This window comes from Actinocrinis sp. (genome assembly GCF_035650855.1).
GTDB lineage: Bacteria > Actinomycetota > Actinomycetes > Streptomycetales > Catenulisporaceae > Actinocrinis.
Genome location: NZ_DASRGV010000185.1, coordinates 1 through 17,281 on the forward strand (window position 1 = coordinate 1; position 17,281 = coordinate 17,281).

Below are 17,281 nucleotides of genomic sequence, written 5' to 3' on the forward strand. Positions count from 1 at the left end.
ACGGTGAGTGTCGCGGTGTAGGTACCCGCGGTGTTGTAGGTGTGGCTGGGGTTCTGTGCCGTGCTGGTCGCCGAGCCGTCGCCGAAGTTCCAGCTATACGAGTACGCCGGAGTTCCACCGGTCGCCGTGCCGGTGAACGAAACGGTCAGCGGCACCTGGCCGGAGGTCGGCACCGCGGAAGCACTGGCCGCCAACGGGTTGCCGACCGCGCTGACCGTCGTCGTGACCTGAGACGTGGCGGTCTTGGCGGGGGAGGAGCTGTCGGTGACGGTGAGTGTCGCGGTGTAGGTACCCGCGGTGTTGTAGGTGTGGCTCGGGTTCTGCGTCGTGCTGGTCGCCGAGCCGTCGCCGAAGTTCCAGCTGTACGTATACGGCGCGGTCCCGCCGGTAGCCGAGCCGGTGAAGGACTCCGTCAGCGGTGCGTTACCGGTCGACGGCGTGCCCGTGGCTGTCGCAGTCAACGGCGTCGCGCCCTGGACCCAGAAGTCCTCGAGCGGGTCGCCGAGGGCCGCCTGGTCGTTGGTCGTCATCGGGAACGTCGAGAGCCCGAGGTTGTCGTTCGGGTCGATGATGCCCGACTTGACGTTCTCCATCGTGCGCTCCATCGCCGCGATGACGTTGTTCGTCGTGTACGCGACGTGGCTGAGGTAGTGCTGCTTGACGTACGTGGACGGGCCGATGACGACCAGCGGCACGCGGTAGGTGTTGCTGACGTGGTCCGGGCCGTTGTTGCCGTTCTGGGTGTCGTCCTCGGTGATGACGATCAGGGTGTTGTTCTTGTACGTCGCGTTGCTCTCGATCGCGTTGACGATGTTGTTCGTCGCCGTGTCGTTGCCCGGGATGTCCTGGTAGGTGCCCGGGTGGTCGTTGAAGAGCTCGACGTAGTTGTAGACCGGCATCCCGTTGGTGTTGATGAAGTTGATGTAGTCGTTGGCTACGGTGCTGTCCGGGATGCTCTGGTTGTTGCAGGTGTACTCGTTGTAGTGCAGCTCCTCCGGGATGGTGGTGCCCGGCCGGTCCGGCGGCAGCACTTCGAGCTTGCCGTCCGCGGGGTTGCGCCAGTAGCCGCTGCCGCTGCTCAGCATCCAGTAGAAGTCACCGTTCATGATGAACGTGTACGGGCTGCTGCCGCTCCCGGTGCCGGTCGGCGTCGTGCAGGCGTTCGTGCCCTCGCTCGTCGGTCCGCTCGCGCTGCTGAGGAAGCGGTCGAACTGGGTGCCGGTGGCGGAGGGGTAGGCCTGCTGCTGCGAGCTGGACGCGGACTGCGCGGAGAACAGCCACCAGTGGTTGGGTCCGCTCGGCGGCTGCGTGCCCGTGCTGTAGGTGTCGTCCAGGGCGTAGTTCTTGGCCAGCGAGTGCAGGTTCGGCACGGAGCTGATGTGGTTCGTGCTCTCCACCTGGCCGTTGCAGCCGGTGATCACCGTGCTCGCGCAGTCGCCCAGGTAGTCGTCGAAGGTGTGGTTCTCCCGGTAGATGATGACGAAGTGCTGGAACGGCGGGAAGTACGGGGCCAGCGGGTTGACCGCCGCGGTCGGCTGCTGCACCGGTGTGAACCGCTCGGTGCACTTGCCGTTGGAGCAGACCTTCGTCTGCCGCATCGAGTCCACGTTGCCGATCTGGAAGTTCTTCGGCTGCGGGTACTTGGCGAACTCGACTCCGGGCGCGGCGAACTTGGCGCCGGTGCAGTCGTAGTCGTCCGGCTTGTAGGTCTGCGGCCGATCCCCGATGGGCAGGTCCTTGGCGTCCTCGGGGTCGGTGTTGGGGTTCCAGCCCTTGAGCGTGCACGAGCCGACGCCGGTCGCGGGATGTAGGCCCGCTTGCGCGGCCGGGCTCTGGATCGTGGTGAGCGCGAGTGCGGACACTGCGACCCCGGTGAGGAAAATTGTGGGTTTCCATCCGATCATGGGCACTCCTGCAGCAAGAGTCCACGCGGGCGGCACGAAATGGCCGCCGCTCCCGCATGGTCCTGATTCGGAACGCCTCGGGCAAGGGCGCGGATGGCAAAATCTTCAGTTTCGATTCAGGATTCACGCGGCGTTTGCGCAGCGTTGCGGCCCTTCTCCGGTGACAGCCGACGAATATCCTGTGCCGTCAGGTAAAGCGGGCGGCCGGAGGAAATCACGACGAAGTAAGCGGCACGTTACGCGTATTCGGTTCCTCGGCGGCCGCTCCGTCGAGCGGCAGGGTGAGTATGACTTCGAATCCGCCGTCCGGATTGTTTCCGGCTGACAGTTCGCCCCCGTACAGGGCCGCACGCTCGCGCATCCCGGTCAGCCCTACTCCGGCGCCGGTGTGTTCCGCGGCCTGCGCTGCGGCGGATCGCGCGGTGCGGGATCGCTGCGGCGGAATGGCATGTACTCCGGTGTCGCTGACGGTGACGCGGACATGTTCCGGTTCGTATTCCAGCCGAACGTCCACCGATGATCCCGGCGCGTGTTTCAAAACGTTCGTGAGCGATTCCTGCACCACGCGGTAAACGCACAGCTCGATGCCGGCGGGCAGCGGGCGTTGGTGGCCCGCGACCGTGTAGCGGGACGGGGTTCCGGAAAGGCCGACCCTCTCGATCAAGACGGGCAGCTGGGCGATTCCCGGCGCGGGCCGGTCGTCCGCGCGGGCCCGCATTCCCTCGTCCTCTTCGGGACGCAGCAGGCTGATCAGCCGGCGCAGTTCGGCCAGCCCCTCGCTGCCGACCTCGGAAATGGTGCGCAGCGCCTGATCCGCGGTTTCCGCGTCCGAATCGAGCACATAGCGGGCCAGGCCGGCCTGCACGGCGATGACCGAGAGATGGTGCGCGGTCACGTCGTGCAGCTCCCGGGCGATGCGGATCCGCTCCATGAGCACCGCGCGCTTCTCCCGATCGCGCTGCTTGCGGTGCAGCTGCTCGTTGTACGCGGCCATGAGCGCATGGTTCTCGCGCAGCCTCCTGGCTCCGTCGCCGACCAGGCCGACGACCACGACCTGCGCGACGGTGCCGAGGCAGACGTCGAATACGGAACCGGCCCACACGTGCACATTGCTGTACAGCAGCTCGGGAAACACCGCGATCGCGGCCGCCGCGGTCCACCGCCGCCCGCACCACGACGCCACGCTGAAGAACGCGAGCTGCAGGCTGATCTGATTCAGGCTCAGCCAGTACCCGCGCACCTGGTACACGGCTACCGCGGCGGCGCACAAAGCCATCACGGCCAGCGGGAAGCGTCGGCGCAGCACCAGGATCGCGCCGGCGGCGACGGTCAGCGCGATCGCCAGCGCGTCGAACCGCCGCGAGCCGGACGCCGGGTATGAAGCGGCCGCCTTCGTCAAGGAGACCCACACGAGGGCCGCGGCGACGGCCGCGTCGACCACGCCCGGCGGTGTCGAGCGAACGGCTTTCGCCACGCGGTGAATGCGGAGCATCGGCCCAACCTAGTGATCGCGGGCGCGGCTTGTCCTCAATCGCAGAGGGCCTCCGCGCGGCCATGGGTAAACCTTTGCGGTATTTCGGCCTACCACTTGCGTTGTAGGCCTGGCGTGGACTGTGAACCTCCGGGGAACGCGGTCGACCCGCTCCGGCTGAAACGCTTGACCGGCGCGGCCGCCCGGCGCCCGCGTCCGAGGAACGTGCGAGACCGCGAGCGTGCGAAACCGCGACCGCGCAGAACAGAGCAGGTGGCAGTCAATGAGGTTCGTCCATCGGGACGGTGGCGTCGAGCGCGACTGGGAAGTGCGGCTCGGCCGCCCGGACGCGGTGGTCGCGGACCTGGCGGCCGCGCTGTGCGCCCCCGGTGGCAGGCTCGTCATCGACGGCCGGGAGGCGGCGCCCTCGACCCCGCTGGCTGAAGCAGGGTTCGTTGTCGGCTCCGAGGTGTCGGCCGTGGCGCCGGGGGCCGGCACCGTGCGGGGTCCGCGGCCGTATCAGGAGTCGGATCGCACGACCGCGACGCGGACGGCGAAGCTCAATTCGGGCGCGGTGCTGCGGATCATCGGCGGCTTGGACGCGGGGCTGTCGGTGACCTTGCCGCCCGGATGGGCCCGGCTCGGCCGCGGCGAAGAGGCGGAGATCCGCGTGGCCTGCCGCGACGTCTCCCGCCTGCACTGCGAGATCCACGTCGCGGACGACGGCCGGATCACCGTCACCGATCTCGGGTCGAGCAACGGCACGGACCTCAACGGCGTGCGGCTGACGGGCTCGGTGCAGATCGGCCCGGAGGACGTGCTCTGCGCCGCGGGCCGGGTGCCGTTCCGGGTGCTGCCCGCGGACAGCCTCGGGCCGGTGCAGTATGTCGATCCGGCGCGGGAAGCCGGACCAGGCGGCACCTTGCCGTTCAACCGGGCCCCGCGCCTGGCCGGTCCGGCCGCCGCGCCGCCGGTGCGGCTGCCGGAGCCGCCGCGGCGCACCGACGGGCAGCCGCTGCGGATCTCGGCGCTGGTCGCTCCCTTGGTGCTGGCCGGCGTGATGGTCATGGTGCTGAAAGACCCCGCCTACGCGCTGATCGCGCTGTTCAGCCCGCTGATCATGCTCGGAACCCTGCTGGAGGACCGCGCCAAGGGCCGGCTCGGCCTGCGCCGCGCGAAGCGCGAGTACGCGTCCCGGCTGGCCGGTGCGCGCGAGCAGCTGGCCGCGCGGCGCACGGAGGAGATCGCCCGCCTGCACGCGCAGTTCCCGGACCCGGCAGAGCTCTGCTACCGGGCCGCGGCGCCCGGGTTGCGGTTGTGGGAGCGGCGGCGCGGCGCGGCGGACTTCCTGAAGGTCAGCGCCGGCCTGGCCGACCAGCGCTGGCAGCCGCCGGTGGACCGCGGCCGCCGCGGCGATCAGGAACTCGAGGCCGCGCTGGCCACGGCGGTCGAAGCCGCGGCGCGGCTTCCGCAGACCCCGGTGGCCGTGGACCTCGCCGACGGCGGCGTCCTCGGGCTGGAGGGGGAGCGGGGCGCGGCGCTCGCCGCGGCTCGCTCCATGCTCTGCCAGGCGGTCGTCGGCAGCGGCCCGGCTGACGTGACGGTCGCAGTGTTCCTAGACGAGGACCGCGCTGCGGACTGGGATTGGACGAAGTGGCTGCCGCACGGCGCGGATCCGCGGTCCGGTTCCTCCCGGTACGTCGCCGTGGGCGCGGAGCGGTGCGAGATCCTGGCGCGCAGCCTGCTGACCGAGGCCGGCGCGGCGGCCGGCGCCCGTGAAACGGACGCCGCTAATGCAGCGACGCCGGTCCTGCTCATCGTGGTCGACGGCGCGACGTTGCTTGAGGGGCGGCCGTGCGCGCTGCGGGATCTGCTCGGCGGCCGGGCCCGTCCGGTGGCCGGAATCGTGCTGACCGGGCGGCTGCCCGCGCTGTGCACCGAGGTGCTCTCGGTGGGCGCCGACGGCTCAGGGCGGCTTCGGCGGGTGGCCACCGGCGAGCGGATCGACGAGCTGCTGGTCGCCGGGATGAGCCGCAATCGGGCTCGCTCGGTGGCCCGCGCGCTGGCCAGGTTCGAGGACCCGGAGACCCGGATCGAGGGGGCCGGGCTGCCGGACCGGGTCGGCCTGCTGCCGCTGCTGGAGCTGCACGGACCGCTCGAGGAAGCGATCGCAGAGCGCTGGCACCGCGCCGCCGGCACCCTGCGCGTGCGTGCGGTCCTCGGTGTGACCGAGCGTGAGCTGTTCGAGGTAGACCTCGACGACGACGGGCCGCACGCCCTGATCGCCGGCACCACCGGATCCGGCAAGAGCGAGCTGCTGCGGACCCTGATCGCGAGCATGGCGGTCGGCGTCGACCCCGAGCACCTGACCTTCGCCCTCGTGGACTACAAGGGCGGCGGGGCGCTGGACGAGTGCGCCTGGCTGCCGCACGTCGTCGGCCTCGTGACAGACCTCGACGAACAGCTCGGCGAGCGCGCGCTGCGCTGCCTGGAAGCGGAACTGCGCTATCGCGAGCACGCGCTGCGCAGCGTCGGGATGAGCCACGTGCGCGATTACCAGCGGCTGCGGGATACCCAGCGCCCTGATTTGGAGCCGATGCCGCGGCTCGTGGTGGTGATCGACGAGTTCGCCACCCTTGTCAAGGCCCTGCCGGAGTTCGTCGATGCGCTGGTGAGCGTGGCCCAGCGCGGTCGCAGCCTCGGCATGCACCTGATCATGGCGACCCAGCGCCCCTCCGGCTCGGTGAGCGACGCGATCAAGAACAACGTCAAGCTGCGCCTGGCGCTGCGGCTGGAGAGCGCCGCCGACTCCCAGGACGTCATCGACTCCCCGGCCGCCGCCTCCATTGGCAGCCGGCAGTGGGGCCGCGGGTTCTACCGGGTCAGCGCGAGCGAGGTGCTGCCCGTGCAGACCGCGCTGTCCACCGGCGTGACTCCGCCCGCGGCGGCCGCGGGCGGAGTGGGCCTGCTGCCGTTCCGGTTGACCTCCGGGGACCGCGCCGGGCTCGGTCCGGCAGGCTCCGAATCCGCGGCGGCCGCGGCCAGTCAGCGCCCTGCCACCGCGCGTGGGGCGGCGGGAGAGGCGGGGGCGGTGGAGAGCGTCCCCAGTGACCTGACCCGCCTGGTCGAGGCGGCGCGGAAGGCGAGCGCCGCAGTCGGGATCGGCCGGCCGCGCAGCCCTTGGCCCGACCCGCTGCCCGCCGTGGTCCCGCTGCCCGCCCTCAGCGGCCACGCCCACGGCGGCGGGGCGCGCAGCCTGCAGACCGACACGGTGTTAACGAGCACAATCCAAACGAACCCCGCCCAAACGAACCCCGCCCAGACGCACACCGCGCAGGCGGATCCGGGCGGCTTACCTGCTTTCGCGCTCGCCGACGACCCGGACCGCCAGGCGCAGTACCTTGTCGGCTGGGACCCGGCCGCAGGCAATATGCTGATTTACGGCGCCGTCGGCTCCGGCGCCTCCACCGCGCTGGCCGCGCTGGCGCTCGCACAGGCTGCCGCGCAGCCGCCGGACCGGCTGCACATCTACGTGCTCGACATGGGCTCGGGCGACCTCGCGCCGCTCAGCCGCCTGCCGCACACCGGCGCCTACATCGGAGCCGCCGAAAGGGCCCGGCAGATCCGGATGATCCGCCTGCTGCGCCGCGAGCTCGACGTGCGCAGAGCCGGCGGCTCGGTACGCGGCTCGGGGACGCACGGAATGACGCAGGGCGCACCCCCCCGGTGGCTGGTCCTGATCGACAATGTCGGATCCCTGAGATCAGAGCTCGAAAAGGACTTCGCCGGACTTGGCGTCCTGGACGAACTCGAGCGGATCTTCGCGGACGGCCCCGCCGTCGGCCTGCACATCATCGCCACCGGCGACCGGGCCGGAGCGATACCGAGTGCGTGGGTCGCGCTAAGCCGCCAGAAACTGCTGCTGCGCCTGGCCGACGCGAACGAGTACAGCAGCTTCGACGTACCGCGCAACGCAGTCCCCGGATACGTTCCCGGCCGCGCCCTGGTCGTCGCCACCCGCCAGGTGGTGCAGATCTGCCACCCGGGAGCCGAATTGGCCGCGGCGGTCGACGAGGTCGCGCTGCGCTGGCCGGGAGCCACCCGCACGGCCCGGCCGGTGGTCCTGCTGCCCGACCTCATCACGGCCGATCAGCTGCGCATGTCGGGCGTCGTCGCCGAGACCGGCGCCGAGCCGTGGTCCATCCCGGTCGGATTCACCGACAGCAACCTCGCCGCCGCCGCGCTGAGGCTGTACGAGCACGAACACGCCCTGATCGCGGGACCGCCCCGGTCCGGCCGCAGCAGTGCCCTGCTGTCCATCGCGGCAACCGTGCTCGCCGCGCCCGATCCGCCGACCGTCGTGGCGTTCGCCCCGCGCCGCTCCCCGCTGCGCGACCTGCCCTCCCCGGTAGTCGTCTGCAACGACTACGCAGACCTCGAACGCGTCCTGGCCCCCATCGGCGGCAGGACTCTGCTTCTGGTTGACGACGCGGACGCCGTGACCGACTCCCTCGGCGTACTCGACCGCTGGATCGTGAAGGGCGGCGCCGGCCGGCACGCGATCGTCGCCGGCCGCAACGACGGAATCCGCCGCCAGTACGGGATGTGGACGCAAAAAGTCCGCGACGGCCGGTGCGGCGTGCTGCTCGTCCCGGACCACGAGCTCGACGGCGACCTGCTCGGCGTCGCCCTCCCGCGCCAGCACCGGATGACCCCGGTGCCCGGCCGGGGCTATCTGGTGTCCGACGGCGCGCTCGACGGTGTGCAACTCGCGCTGGCGCCGATCCCGGGTCCGGCGGCGGAATCTGTCGCGAGCGGCAGACACGGCCAGCCGGCCTACAACGAGCGCGGCAGTCATGAAATCAACCACTCGTTAGACGACCGACGAGGCGGTCCCGCATAACGTTCTGCACCAACGGCCGGTGAGGGCGACTCAGCCTCCTGGCTCCACAAGACGCGGCGGGCGGCACACGGCGGGCCCGCGGAACCGAAGAAGATACGGAGCACCACCATGAGCGACGGAACCGTCAAGGTCACCGCTGAGGCCCACGTCCGCATCGGGCAGCTGAACGGCGCGCTCGGCTCGTTCAACGACCTGATCAACCAGATCGTGTCGCACGGCACCGCGCTGACCGACCCCAACGTCTGGGCCGGCCCGGCCGCGTCCGCCTTCGCCAACACCATCTGGCCGGAGGTGCAGTCGCAGCTCGGTGCGCTGCAGGGCTCGCTCGGCCAGCTCCAGGGCCAGGTCGCGGGCATCCTGAACAACATCACCCAGGCCGGCTCCGGCCTCCCGCTCGGCGGCCTGCCGCAGCTGGGCAGCCTGCCGGTGGTCGGCAGCCTGCCGGTCGGCGGCCTGTAAGCCGCCGCACCCGCGCGAGTAAGAGAACTGAAGAAACGGCACTGAGCCGATCACGGCGGTGGTGCAGCGGCACGCGACGGGCGTGCCGCTGCACCACCGCCCGGACGCGGTTGTACGACGAAGGACGGGAACGCGATTCATGACAGGCCGACGTGCATCGACGGGTTCCGAACCGCACCTGGACCCGCCCGCGGAGGCGGCCGAGTCAGTCCCCGGATACCGGGATCTGGCGCGGATCGGGCACGGCGGCTTCAGCGTGGTCTACCGGGCCGTGCAGGAGTCCTTCGAGCGCGCCGTGGCGCTCAAGGTCCTGAGCGTCGGCCCGGATGAGGACGCCCGCCGGCGTTTCCTGCGCGAGGTCCGACTCGCCGGGCGGCTCAGCGGGCACCCGCACGTCGTCACCGTCCTGGACATCGGCACGACGCTGTCCGGCCGGCCGTACTTCGCGATGGACCTGTACCACGGCGGCTCGATGCGTGATCGGCTGCGCCGGTCCGGGCCGCTCTCGCCGGCCGAGACCGCCGCGGTCGGGGCGAAGATCGCCGAGGCGCTCTCGGCGGCGCACACGCTGGGCGTGCTGCACCGCGACGTGAAGCCAAACAACATCCTGATCTCAAGGTTCGGCGAGCCCGCGCTCGCCGACTTCGGCGTCTCCTGCCTGCTGGACTCGAGCTCGTCGGCCTCGGTCCTGGACGTCTTCTCCCCGCAGCACGCCGCGCCCGAGCTGATGACGCGCGGCGTACTGACTGCGGCCTCTGACATATACGCGCTCGGCTCGACGCTGTACCAGCTGGTCACCGGGCAGCCGCCGTTCGGCGGGCAGGAGCGGGACGTGCGCTCGATCATGTGGCGGGTGGTGAGCGAGCCGCCGCCCAGGGCGCAGTGCCCTGAGTTGCCCGAGTTGGCCGACGTGATCATGCGCGCGATGGCCAAGGAGCCGGAAGACCGCTTCGCGGACGCCGCCGAGTTCGCCCGGGTTCTGCGCGCTCTGCTTCCCGATGCTCCGCAGCCGCTCTCGATGCCCGACCCGATGGCGACGCTGAGAACCTCGGCAGCCTTCGATTCCGAGGTGCCGGTAGACGGCGCGGCCGCCGCTGACGCAGTTGACGCAATGGTCGAATTCACCTCGACGGGATACGGCCGCACCGGCGGCTACACCACCAGCCGGCCGCGCAGTTCCGACGAGACCATGCTTCGCCCCGACCGCGCCGAATCCTCCGGGCGCACCGCGTCCGCCGCCGTGAGCGTGCACAGTGTCCGTGCCGGCAGCGTCCGTGCCAGCAGCGTCCATGCCGGCAGCGTGGACGACGGCCAGGACGAGAGCCGCGCCCGGCGCGCCCGAAAGCCGGCTCTCGTCCTCGCGACCCTCGCGCTGCTCGGCATCGGAACGTGGGCCGTACTCACATCGCAGTTCTCTTCGACCAACTCGCATGACGTGGACTCCGCACAGCACCCGCTCGTAACCGCCTCGGCCGACGGCGTGCCGACGAAAGCCTCAGCCAAACCCAGCGCGCACGCCACGGCGACGCCCAAGCACAGCACCGCGCCCGCGTCCCTCCCCGGCGCCACCGCGAGCGCGGCCACTCACCCCAGCGCGAGCGCATCCGCCGGATCCGGCTCGCTGCTCTCGCTGCCGGGTACGTTCCGCCGGCTGCGGAACGTGCAAAGCGGGACCTGCCTGGCGAATCCGGGCGGCGGCTCGACCCCCTCCCAGCAGGGCTGCGCGGCGGACAAATCCCAGGGCTGGCAGTACTCCCTCTCCCTCAGCGGGATCCTCTCGGCCGGCTTCGAGCTCGTCAACGAGCAGAGCGGCCTGTGCCTCTCCGCGGATCCCGGCGGACAGGTCGTCGCCCGGACCTGCGACGGCGGCTCCGCACAGGTGTGGTCGAAGGTGAGCGGACCGGGCTCGAGTAAAGAATTCGAAAACGCTGGCGAGAGCCAGTGTCTTCGAGCCGGCGGCGGCGTTGTCTCCTACGGGCCGTGCACCACGAGCGATAGCGCGGACCTGTGGAACGAGGACGGCACTGCGTGACGGACGCGGGACCCATCCGCCACCCGTAAGGGTGACGGCCCGTAACGCTTCGGCTGCGTCACGTTGCGAGAGCCGGCGGCGGCACCACGCGCCGCACGGAACGAAAGGGAGACGGCGTACGCCCATGGTCAAGGTTCTGATCGCCGACGATCAAGTGCTGATACGGGCCGGGATAGCGGCCATCCTGCGGGCGGCGCCCGGCTACCAGGTGGTGGGCGAGGCCTGCGACGGCGAAGAGGCCGTCACCATGGCGGAGCTGACCGAGCCCGACGTCGTGCTGATGGACATCCGGATGCCGGAGACCGACGGCATCGCCGCGACCCGCCGCATCCTGAATCCGGAAAACTGGAAAGCGCGCTCGGGCCGGGAAAACCCGCCGCACATCCTCATCCTGACCACCTTCGACCTCGATGAATACGTCTACAAGGCGCTGCGCGCCGGGGCGAGCGGCTTCGTCCTCAAGGACACCCCGCCCGAGCGGCTGCTCGCGGCGCTCAAGGCCGTCGCGGACGGCGACACGCTGTTCTCGCCGACCGTCACCCGCCGCCTGGTGCAGGCCTACTGCGCCACCGAGGGCGGCCAACTCGGCGAGAGCCCGCAGGCCGCCGCCGGATCCGGCACGGCGCGCTGGTCCCCGGTCCCGGTCCGCCCCAGGGCCGCGCTCGACGACCGCCCCGCCGAGGAACGCGCCGCGCTGGCCGCGCTCACCGCCCGCGAGACTGATGTGCTGCGCCTCGTGGCCACCGGCCTGTCCAACGGTGAGATCGCCGAGCGCCTGGTGGTCAGCGAGGGCACCGTGAAGACCCACCTGAACCGTTCGATGTCCAAGCTGAACCTGTCCAGCCGGGCCCAGGTGGTCGTGCTCGCCTACGAATCCGGCCTGGTCGTGCCCGGCCAGGCGCCGTCCGCACCGGTGCCCGCGCGCGTCGCGGCCGGCCCGCACGGCTGATCCGGCCGGCTGACGAACACGCCAGAATTCGAATACCCGGCATGATCTGAGGCCGACCCGGGGAAGCCTAGAACTCAGGCGGTCCGTCGAGTCGGGAGAGTCGCATGCGACGCAAGACGCCCTACCTGGTCATTTCCGCGCTCCTCTGCAGCACTCTGATGTCAGCCGGCCCGGCCTCGGCAGCGGCGCCCGCGGCGCGGCCGCCGGTGCCGCTGCCGCCGAAGGAAGCGGTGGCCACCGGATACGGCGGCGCGGTGGCCAGCGTGAGCCCGTACGCCACGCAGATCGGCATCGACGTGCTCAAGCGCGGCGGGAACGCGGTGGACGCCGCGGTAGCCACGGCCGCGGCGCTCGGCGTCGTCGAACCCTTCTCCTCCGGGATCGGCGGAGGCGGGTTCTTCGTGTACTACAACGCCCGCACGCACCGGGTGACCACCATCGACGGGCGCGAGACCGGACCGGCCGCGTTCACGCCGACCGTCTTCATCGATCCGGCCACCGGCAAGCCGCTGGCCTTCGCCGACGCGGTCAACTCAGGGCTCTCCGTCGGCGCGCCCGGCACCCTGATGACCTGGCAGGAGGCGCTCAACGCCTGGGGCACCCGCCCGCTGGCCGAAGAGCTGCGGCCCGCGGCCCGACTTGCCGAGCGCGGCTTCACCGTGACCGGCGACTTCAACGCCGGGATCGCGTTGAACCAGCAGCGTTTCAGCGACATCGCGCCGACCGCGCAGCTGTACCTGCCCGGCGGGCAAGTGCCGGCCGTCGGCTCGACCTTCCGCAACCCGGACCTCGCCGCGACCTACGACCTGATCGCGCGCAAGGGCGTCGGCGTCTTCTACGGCGGGCAACTGGCCCAGGAGATCGCGAACACCGCGCAGCACCCGCCGATGACGCCGACCTCGGACCGCTTCTTCCGGCCCGGTGTGATTACCGCCTCTGACATCGCCGGCTACACCGCGCCCTTCACGGCGCCGACGCACGTCTCCTACGACGGCCTGGACGTCTACTCGATGGGTCCGCCGTCCTCCGGCGGCACCACGGTCGGCGAGGCTCTCAACATCCTGACCCAGCTCAAGCGCTCCGGCTGGCGCTTGTCCTGGGACACCCAGGCCGACCAGGCGGCGTCGCTGCAGGCCTACCTCGAGGCGAGCCGGGTCGCCTTCGCCGACCGCAACCGGTGGGTCGCCGATCCGGCATTCGAGAACGTGCCGACCGCCGGCCTGCTCTCCCCGGCCTTCGCCGTGTCACGCGCCTGCCTGATCAGCCCGACCTCGACACTCACCAGCCCGGTCGCGCCAGGCGACCCGGCCAACCCGGGCTCCGGAAGCTGCACGCCCGCCACGACGCAGACCCCTGACGCGTCGACCGAGGGCGTCTCCACCACGCACCTGGTCGCCGCGGACCGCTGGGGCAACGTGGTGTCCTACACGCTGACCATCGAGCAGACCGGCGGTTCGGCGATGGTCGTGCCGCACCGCGGATTCCTGCTCAACAACGAGATGACGGACTTCGACTTCACCCCGATCCACCCGCCCGCGCCCGACCCGAACCTGCCGGCCGCCGGCAAGCGCCCGCGCTCCTCGATGGCCCCGACGATCATCCTGCGCGACGGACGCCCCTACCTGGTCGTGGGCTCGCCCGGCGGGGCGTCCATCATCACCACGGTGCTGCAGATCCTGCTCAACCGTCTCGACCTGGGCATGAGCCTGCCGGACGCGATCGCCGCGCCACGCATCTCGCAACGCGACAGCGCGCACACCGAGGCCGAACCGGCGTTCCTCTCCTCGCCGCTCGACCCTGCGCTCACCGCGCTCGGGCAGAACTTCATCCCGGCTCCGGCGACCTTCACCCCGGCCTCCGAAATCGGCGCCGCAACCGGCCTCGAATTCCTGGCCGACGGACGGATTCAGGCGGCCGCCGAACCGCAGCGCCGCTTCGGCGGCTCGGCGATGGTGGTGTTCCCCGTGCCGTGACCGTCGACCGCTGTCGTCAGAGGGCGGTCGGCTGCGGGTCGGGCTGGCTGGTGGTGGTGCGCTGCCGGAGCTTGCCCAGTCGCGGGAGCCTGGGATGCGCGGCCGGCTCGGAGGGCGAGCGCGGTGTCAGGGCGCCCGCGGCGATCCAGACCGGCGCGAGCGCCGCGGTGAAGACAGCGACCGCGAGGTGCTTGGTCACCTCGTTGCCCTCTCCGTATACGGCGGTGGCGTACTGGACAACGGTGCTGCCGAGCAGGGTCAGGGTGACCAGACCGAAGCCGCGGCGGCGCGAGTTCGGCGATCCGGTGCGGATCAGCCAGGCCGCGCCCGCCAGGCAGGCCAGCCAGTAGACGAGTATGCCGGGGAAGCCGCTCCACTTGAACGCGTGAGCCACGCCCTGCACCACGCACACGCGGCATTCCTGGTGCTGGGGCGGCTGGCCGGAGTCCGCCGCGTAATTGCCGAGGTAGTTCGCGCGGAAGGTGAGGTACGCGTCGGCTCCCCCGGAGAAGACGCGAGCAGACATCGTCGGATGCTCGGCGAAGTACCGCACCAGGTTGGAGCGGGAGAAACGGGTGCGGTAATGCGAGAAGGACGGATCGTCCTCGATCGGGTTGGGGCTCCACCAGTTCGTGCCGCTGTACTGGCCGAAGGAGCGCGGCAGCCCGAAGTCCACCGCGAGTTGACCCGGGTCGGTCACCATCGGCATGAGCGTCATGGTGACTTCCTGGGCCGTGTTGATCTCCTGGTCCTCACGGGACTCCTGCGCCATGCTCCATCCGGCCGTAGCCAGCAGCGCGACCACGCACAGGGCAGGCAGCACCCGCACGCCGACCCGGCCGCGCAACCGGCCGATCGGAACGCGCCTAGTACCGAGCAGCGCGGCCAGCGGAACCAGCAGCGTCACCGTCTCGTTCTTCGCCCCGACGGCGAACACGGCCGCCACCGACGCGACGAGGAAGGCGATCACCCGGCCCCGGTTCTGCCCGTGCGCCACCGTGATGACCCCGGCCACGGCGACGACCAGCAGTCCGTAGAGCGCCGTGGTCTCGCTGTACGGCGAGCCGGCGTAGTCGGCGAAGGTAGCGTCGGCCAGCACGACGAACAGCGCGGCGAGCAGACCGATCCGCAGCGGCAGCCGGACCGGCCGCAGCAGCCAGGCCATCACCGCGATCACGACCCCGACCAGCACGCAATACTCGACCATGAGCTCGCGGGTGTCGATGGCCCCGGACAGCCCGAGCAGGTGGCGGTGCACCCAGGAGGTCAGCCGCAGCTGCAGATATTGCGTGGTCGGATAGTCGATGCAGCGGGTGTGATGCGACAAGATCGCGTAGTGGAACCGCACGAAGTACCACTGCGCGCTCGACGCGGGCGGCCGCGCGGCGTCGGCGTGGATCTGACACATCAACCGCTGAGCATCGCCGTTGTTGGCCATCGCGACAGGCTGCGGCACGAACAGCCGCACACCCATCAGCGCGGCCGACACCACACCAGCGGCGACGATGGTCACCCATCCAGGCGCGTGCCATCGCGAAAGCAACCGTTGCATCCCTAAAGGCCCCCAAAGCCCGAGCGGATCGCCGACCACCGACCGACTTGGAGCCGCCGCCGCCCCGCCATGCTAATGGTCGGCGGACGAGGAAGCATCCGGTGGAGGCCGGCGCCGGCAGTTCTGGGACTGCCGTCCGGGGGGCTATCGGCGCCGCATGTCGGCTGTCGTCGTGACGACGACCGCCGTCGCGCTAGGGAGTCCAGTCCGCGCGGCGGCCCAGGAAGTTGAGCAGCGAGACGGCCTCGTCCGCGCCCGCCTCCGGCTCGATCGCCGCGCCGAAGGCGAAGCCCCGCAGCGGTTCCACGAGGGCGTCCGCGGTCGGCCGCAGCGCTCGTGCCACAGCGGGGGTGAGCGGCGAGGGCTGACCGGTCGCGACCGCGATGTCCCAGGCGTGCACCGCGGCGTCGAGGGCGGCCGCGCCGACCGCCGAGGGAGCGGGCAGTTTGAAGGGCGGCAGCGGCACGGGCACCTCGGCGTCGTCGGGTCCTACCGCCGCAAACGCCTCCGCCGCCGTGCTGAGCGCGGACTCCACGAGCGCGGACGGGTCACCGCTGATGGCACCGGAGGGAGCGAACGGATCGCCGTCCGGCCCCGGCCCGCCGGTGAGCTTCGCGGCGTACGCCATCTGGTCCCCTGCGGCGTGCTGGAGGACTTGCGCCACGGTCCACTTTTCGCAGGGGGTCGGCAGGCTCCACCCGCTCGCCGGCACCCCCGCAACCACCGTCCGCAACGCCTGATGGGACTCGGCCAACAGTGTCCAAGTGCTCTGCGTCATGGGGGGACCCTAGCTGCTTCGGGATTCGGGATAGCGTATGGCGCAGGTTCGCCCGTCTTCGAAGGGGAAGTTGTGGGTCAGGACGCTGGCTGGACGCCCGAGGACGTGGCCGTCGAACGGCCGAGCCCCGCGCGCATGTACGACTACTTCCTCGGCGGCAGCCACAACTTCGCCGCCGACCGGGAACTGGCCGAGCGGTACATGCAGGTCCTGCCGGACATGCCGGAGATCGCGCGGGCCAACCGCAAGTTCCTGGTGCGGGCGGTACGCGCGCTCACCGAGGCCGGCATCGATCAGTATCTTGACTTGGGGTCCGGCCTGCCGACGCAGGGCTGCACCCACGAGACCGCGCGGAGGATCAACCCTGACGCGCGGGTCGTGTACGTGGACGTCGATCCGGTGACCGTCGAGTTCGGGCGATCGCTGCTGGAGGCGACGAGCGGGGTCGAGATCCTGCATGCCGACCTGCGGGCCCCGCAGGCCGTGCTCGACAGCGATGAAGTGGCGCGCTGCCTGGACCTGAGCCGCCCGGTCGGGGTGCTGATGGTCGCGATGCTGCACTTCGTGCCCGATGACGACGACCCGTCCGCACTGGTGGCCGCCTATCGGGACGCGAGCGCGCCCGGTTCGCACCTGGTGGTCTCGCACGCCACCAGTGACTACCACCCCGACACGATGCGCGAGGCGGCGAGCGTCTACAACAGCGGCGCGACGCACGGGATGAACTTCCGTTCCCGGGCGCAGATCACCGCGCTGCTCGACGGCTATGAACTCCTGGAGCCGGGCCTGGTCGACGTCATCCGCTGGCGCCCTGACGACGATCACGACCCGCTCGGCGGAGACGTAAGCCGCTACCACTTGCTGGCCGCGGTCGGCCGAAAGATCGCCGGCCCGCGCTAGTCAGCACTCGATGACGTTGACGGCGAGGCCGCCGCGCGCGGTCTCCTTGTACTTGACCTTCATGTCGGCGCCGGTCTCCTTCATGGTCTTGATGACCTTGTCCAGGGAGACGTGGTGGCGGCCGTCGCCGCGCAGGGCCATGCGCGCGGCCGTGACGGCCTTGACCGCGGCCATGCCGTTGCGCTCGATGCACGGGATCTGCACCAGGCCGCCGACCGGGTCGCAGGTCAAGCCGAGGTTGTGCTCCATGCCGATCTCGGCCGCGTTCTCGACCTGTTCGGGGCTGCCGCCGAGGACCTCGGCGAGGCCGCCGGAGGCCATCGAGCAGGCGGAGCCGACCTCGCCCTGGCAGCCGACCTC

The 17,281-nt window shown here is 71.0% G+C and carries 11 protein-coding genes; 6 read left to right on the plus strand and 5 right to left on the minus strand.

Features of this window, described 5'->3' with window-relative positions; all coding sequences use genetic code 11:
- Together VFB40_RS13675 and VFB40_RS13680 are read right to left on the minus strand one after the other, a co-directional pair.
- Positions 1–1,904: PKD domain-containing protein (locus VFB40_RS13675; protein WP_324850605.1), on the minus strand; the 1,904-nt coding region annotated here is incomplete at its 3' end.
- Positions 1,905–2,118: 214 nt separating this feature from the next.
- The gene (locus tag VFB40_RS13680; protein ID WP_324850608.1) at positions 2,119–3,378 is read right to left on the minus strand and encodes a sensor histidine kinase; all 1,260 of its coding nucleotides are present in this window, start codon (positions 3,376–3,378) and stop codon (positions 2,119–2,121) included.
- Between the two features lie 280 nt (positions 3,379–3,658).
- Between VFB40_RS13680 and VFB40_RS13685 the strand changes: the two genes are divergently transcribed.
- The 5 genes from VFB40_RS13685 to ggt all read left to right on the plus strand — a co-directional run bounded on the left by VFB40_RS13685 (position 3,659) and on the right by ggt (position 13,691).
- Positions 3,659–8,278 carry a type VII secretion EssC family protein gene (locus VFB40_RS13685; protein ID WP_324850610.1) on the plus strand — a complete coding sequence of 1,540 codons (4,620 nt, stop codon included), beginning with the start codon at positions 3,659–3,661 and terminating at the stop codon, positions 8,276–8,278.
- A 108-nt stretch (positions 8,279–8,386) separates the two neighbouring features.
- Complete coding sequence (locus tag VFB40_RS13690; RefSeq protein ID WP_324850612.1) at positions 8,387–8,737, plus strand: hypothetical protein; 351 nt, start codon at positions 8,387–8,389, stop codon at positions 8,735–8,737.
- A gap of 139 nt (positions 8,738–8,876) precedes the next feature.
- Entirely contained in the window at positions 8,877–10,769 is a 1,893-nt protein-coding gene (locus VFB40_RS13695; RefSeq protein ID WP_324850614.1) for a serine/threonine-protein kinase, read from the plus strand.
- Positions 10,770–10,893: 124 nt separating this feature from the next.
- Positions 10,894–11,718 (plus strand): response regulator, encoded by an 825-nt coding sequence (locus tag VFB40_RS13700; RefSeq protein WP_324850616.1) that lies wholly within the window; start codon positions 10,894–10,896, stop codon positions 11,716–11,718.
- 104 nt (positions 11,719–11,822) lie between these two features.
- Positions 11,823–13,691, plus strand: a complete 1,869-nt coding sequence (gene ggt, locus VFB40_RS13705) for a gamma-glutamyltransferase (protein ID WP_324850618.1) — start codon at positions 11,823–11,825, stop codon at positions 13,689–13,691.
- Between the two features lie 16 nt (positions 13,692–13,707).
- Here the strand turns inward: ggt and wsfD are convergent, their stop codons facing one another.
- Both wsfD and VFB40_RS13715 read right to left on the minus strand, forming a co-directional pair.
- On the minus strand, positions 13,708–15,204 hold the full coding sequence (gene wsfD, locus VFB40_RS13710) for a glycan biosynthesis hexose transferase WsfD (protein ID WP_324850620.1): 1,497 nt from the start codon (positions 15,202–15,204) through the stop codon (positions 13,708–13,710).
- Positions 15,205–15,436: 232 nt separating this feature from the next.
- A complete protein-coding gene (locus VFB40_RS13715; RefSeq protein WP_324850622.1) occupies positions 15,437–16,021 on the minus strand; it encodes a TIGR03086 family metal-binding protein in 585 nt (194 codons plus the stop codon).
- A 72-nt stretch (positions 16,022–16,093) separates the two neighbouring features.
- Between VFB40_RS13715 and VFB40_RS13720 the strand changes: the two genes are divergently transcribed.
- Entirely contained in the window at positions 16,094–16,921 is an 828-nt protein-coding gene (locus VFB40_RS13720) for an SAM-dependent methyltransferase (RefSeq protein ID WP_324850624.1), read from the plus strand.
- Here the strand turns inward: VFB40_RS13720 and VFB40_RS13725 are convergent.
- A partial coding sequence (locus tag VFB40_RS13725) for an L-serine ammonia-lyase, iron-sulfur-dependent, subunit alpha (protein ID WP_324850626.1) occupies positions 16,922–17,281 on the minus strand: 360 nt, incomplete at its 5' end.

What these genes read in the sequence shown, in the direction of transcription:
- VFB40_RS13685 (WP_324850610.1), top strand. Translation starts at nt 3,659, where the DNA reads ATGAGGTTCGTCCATCGGGACGGTGGCGTCGAGCGCGACTGGGAAGTG.
- VFB40_RS13690 (WP_324850612.1), top strand. Translation starts at nt 8,387, where the DNA reads ATGAGCGACGGAACCGTCAAGGTCACCGCTGAGGCCCACGTCCGCATC.
- VFB40_RS13695 (WP_324850614.1), top strand. Translation starts at nt 8,877, where the DNA reads ATGACAGGCCGACGTGCATCGACGGGTTCCGAACCGCACCTGGACCCG.
- VFB40_RS13700 (WP_324850616.1), top strand. Translation starts at nt 10,894, where the DNA reads ATGGTCAAGGTTCTGATCGCCGACGATCAAGTGCTGATACGGGCCGGG.
- ggt (WP_324850618.1), top strand. Translation starts at nt 11,823, where the DNA reads ATGCGACGCAAGACGCCCTACCTGGTCATTTCCGCGCTCCTCTGCAGC.
- VFB40_RS13715 (WP_324850622.1), bottom strand. Translation starts at nt 16,021, where the DNA reads ATGACGCAGAGCACTTGGACACTGTTGGCCGAGTCCCATCAGGCGTTG.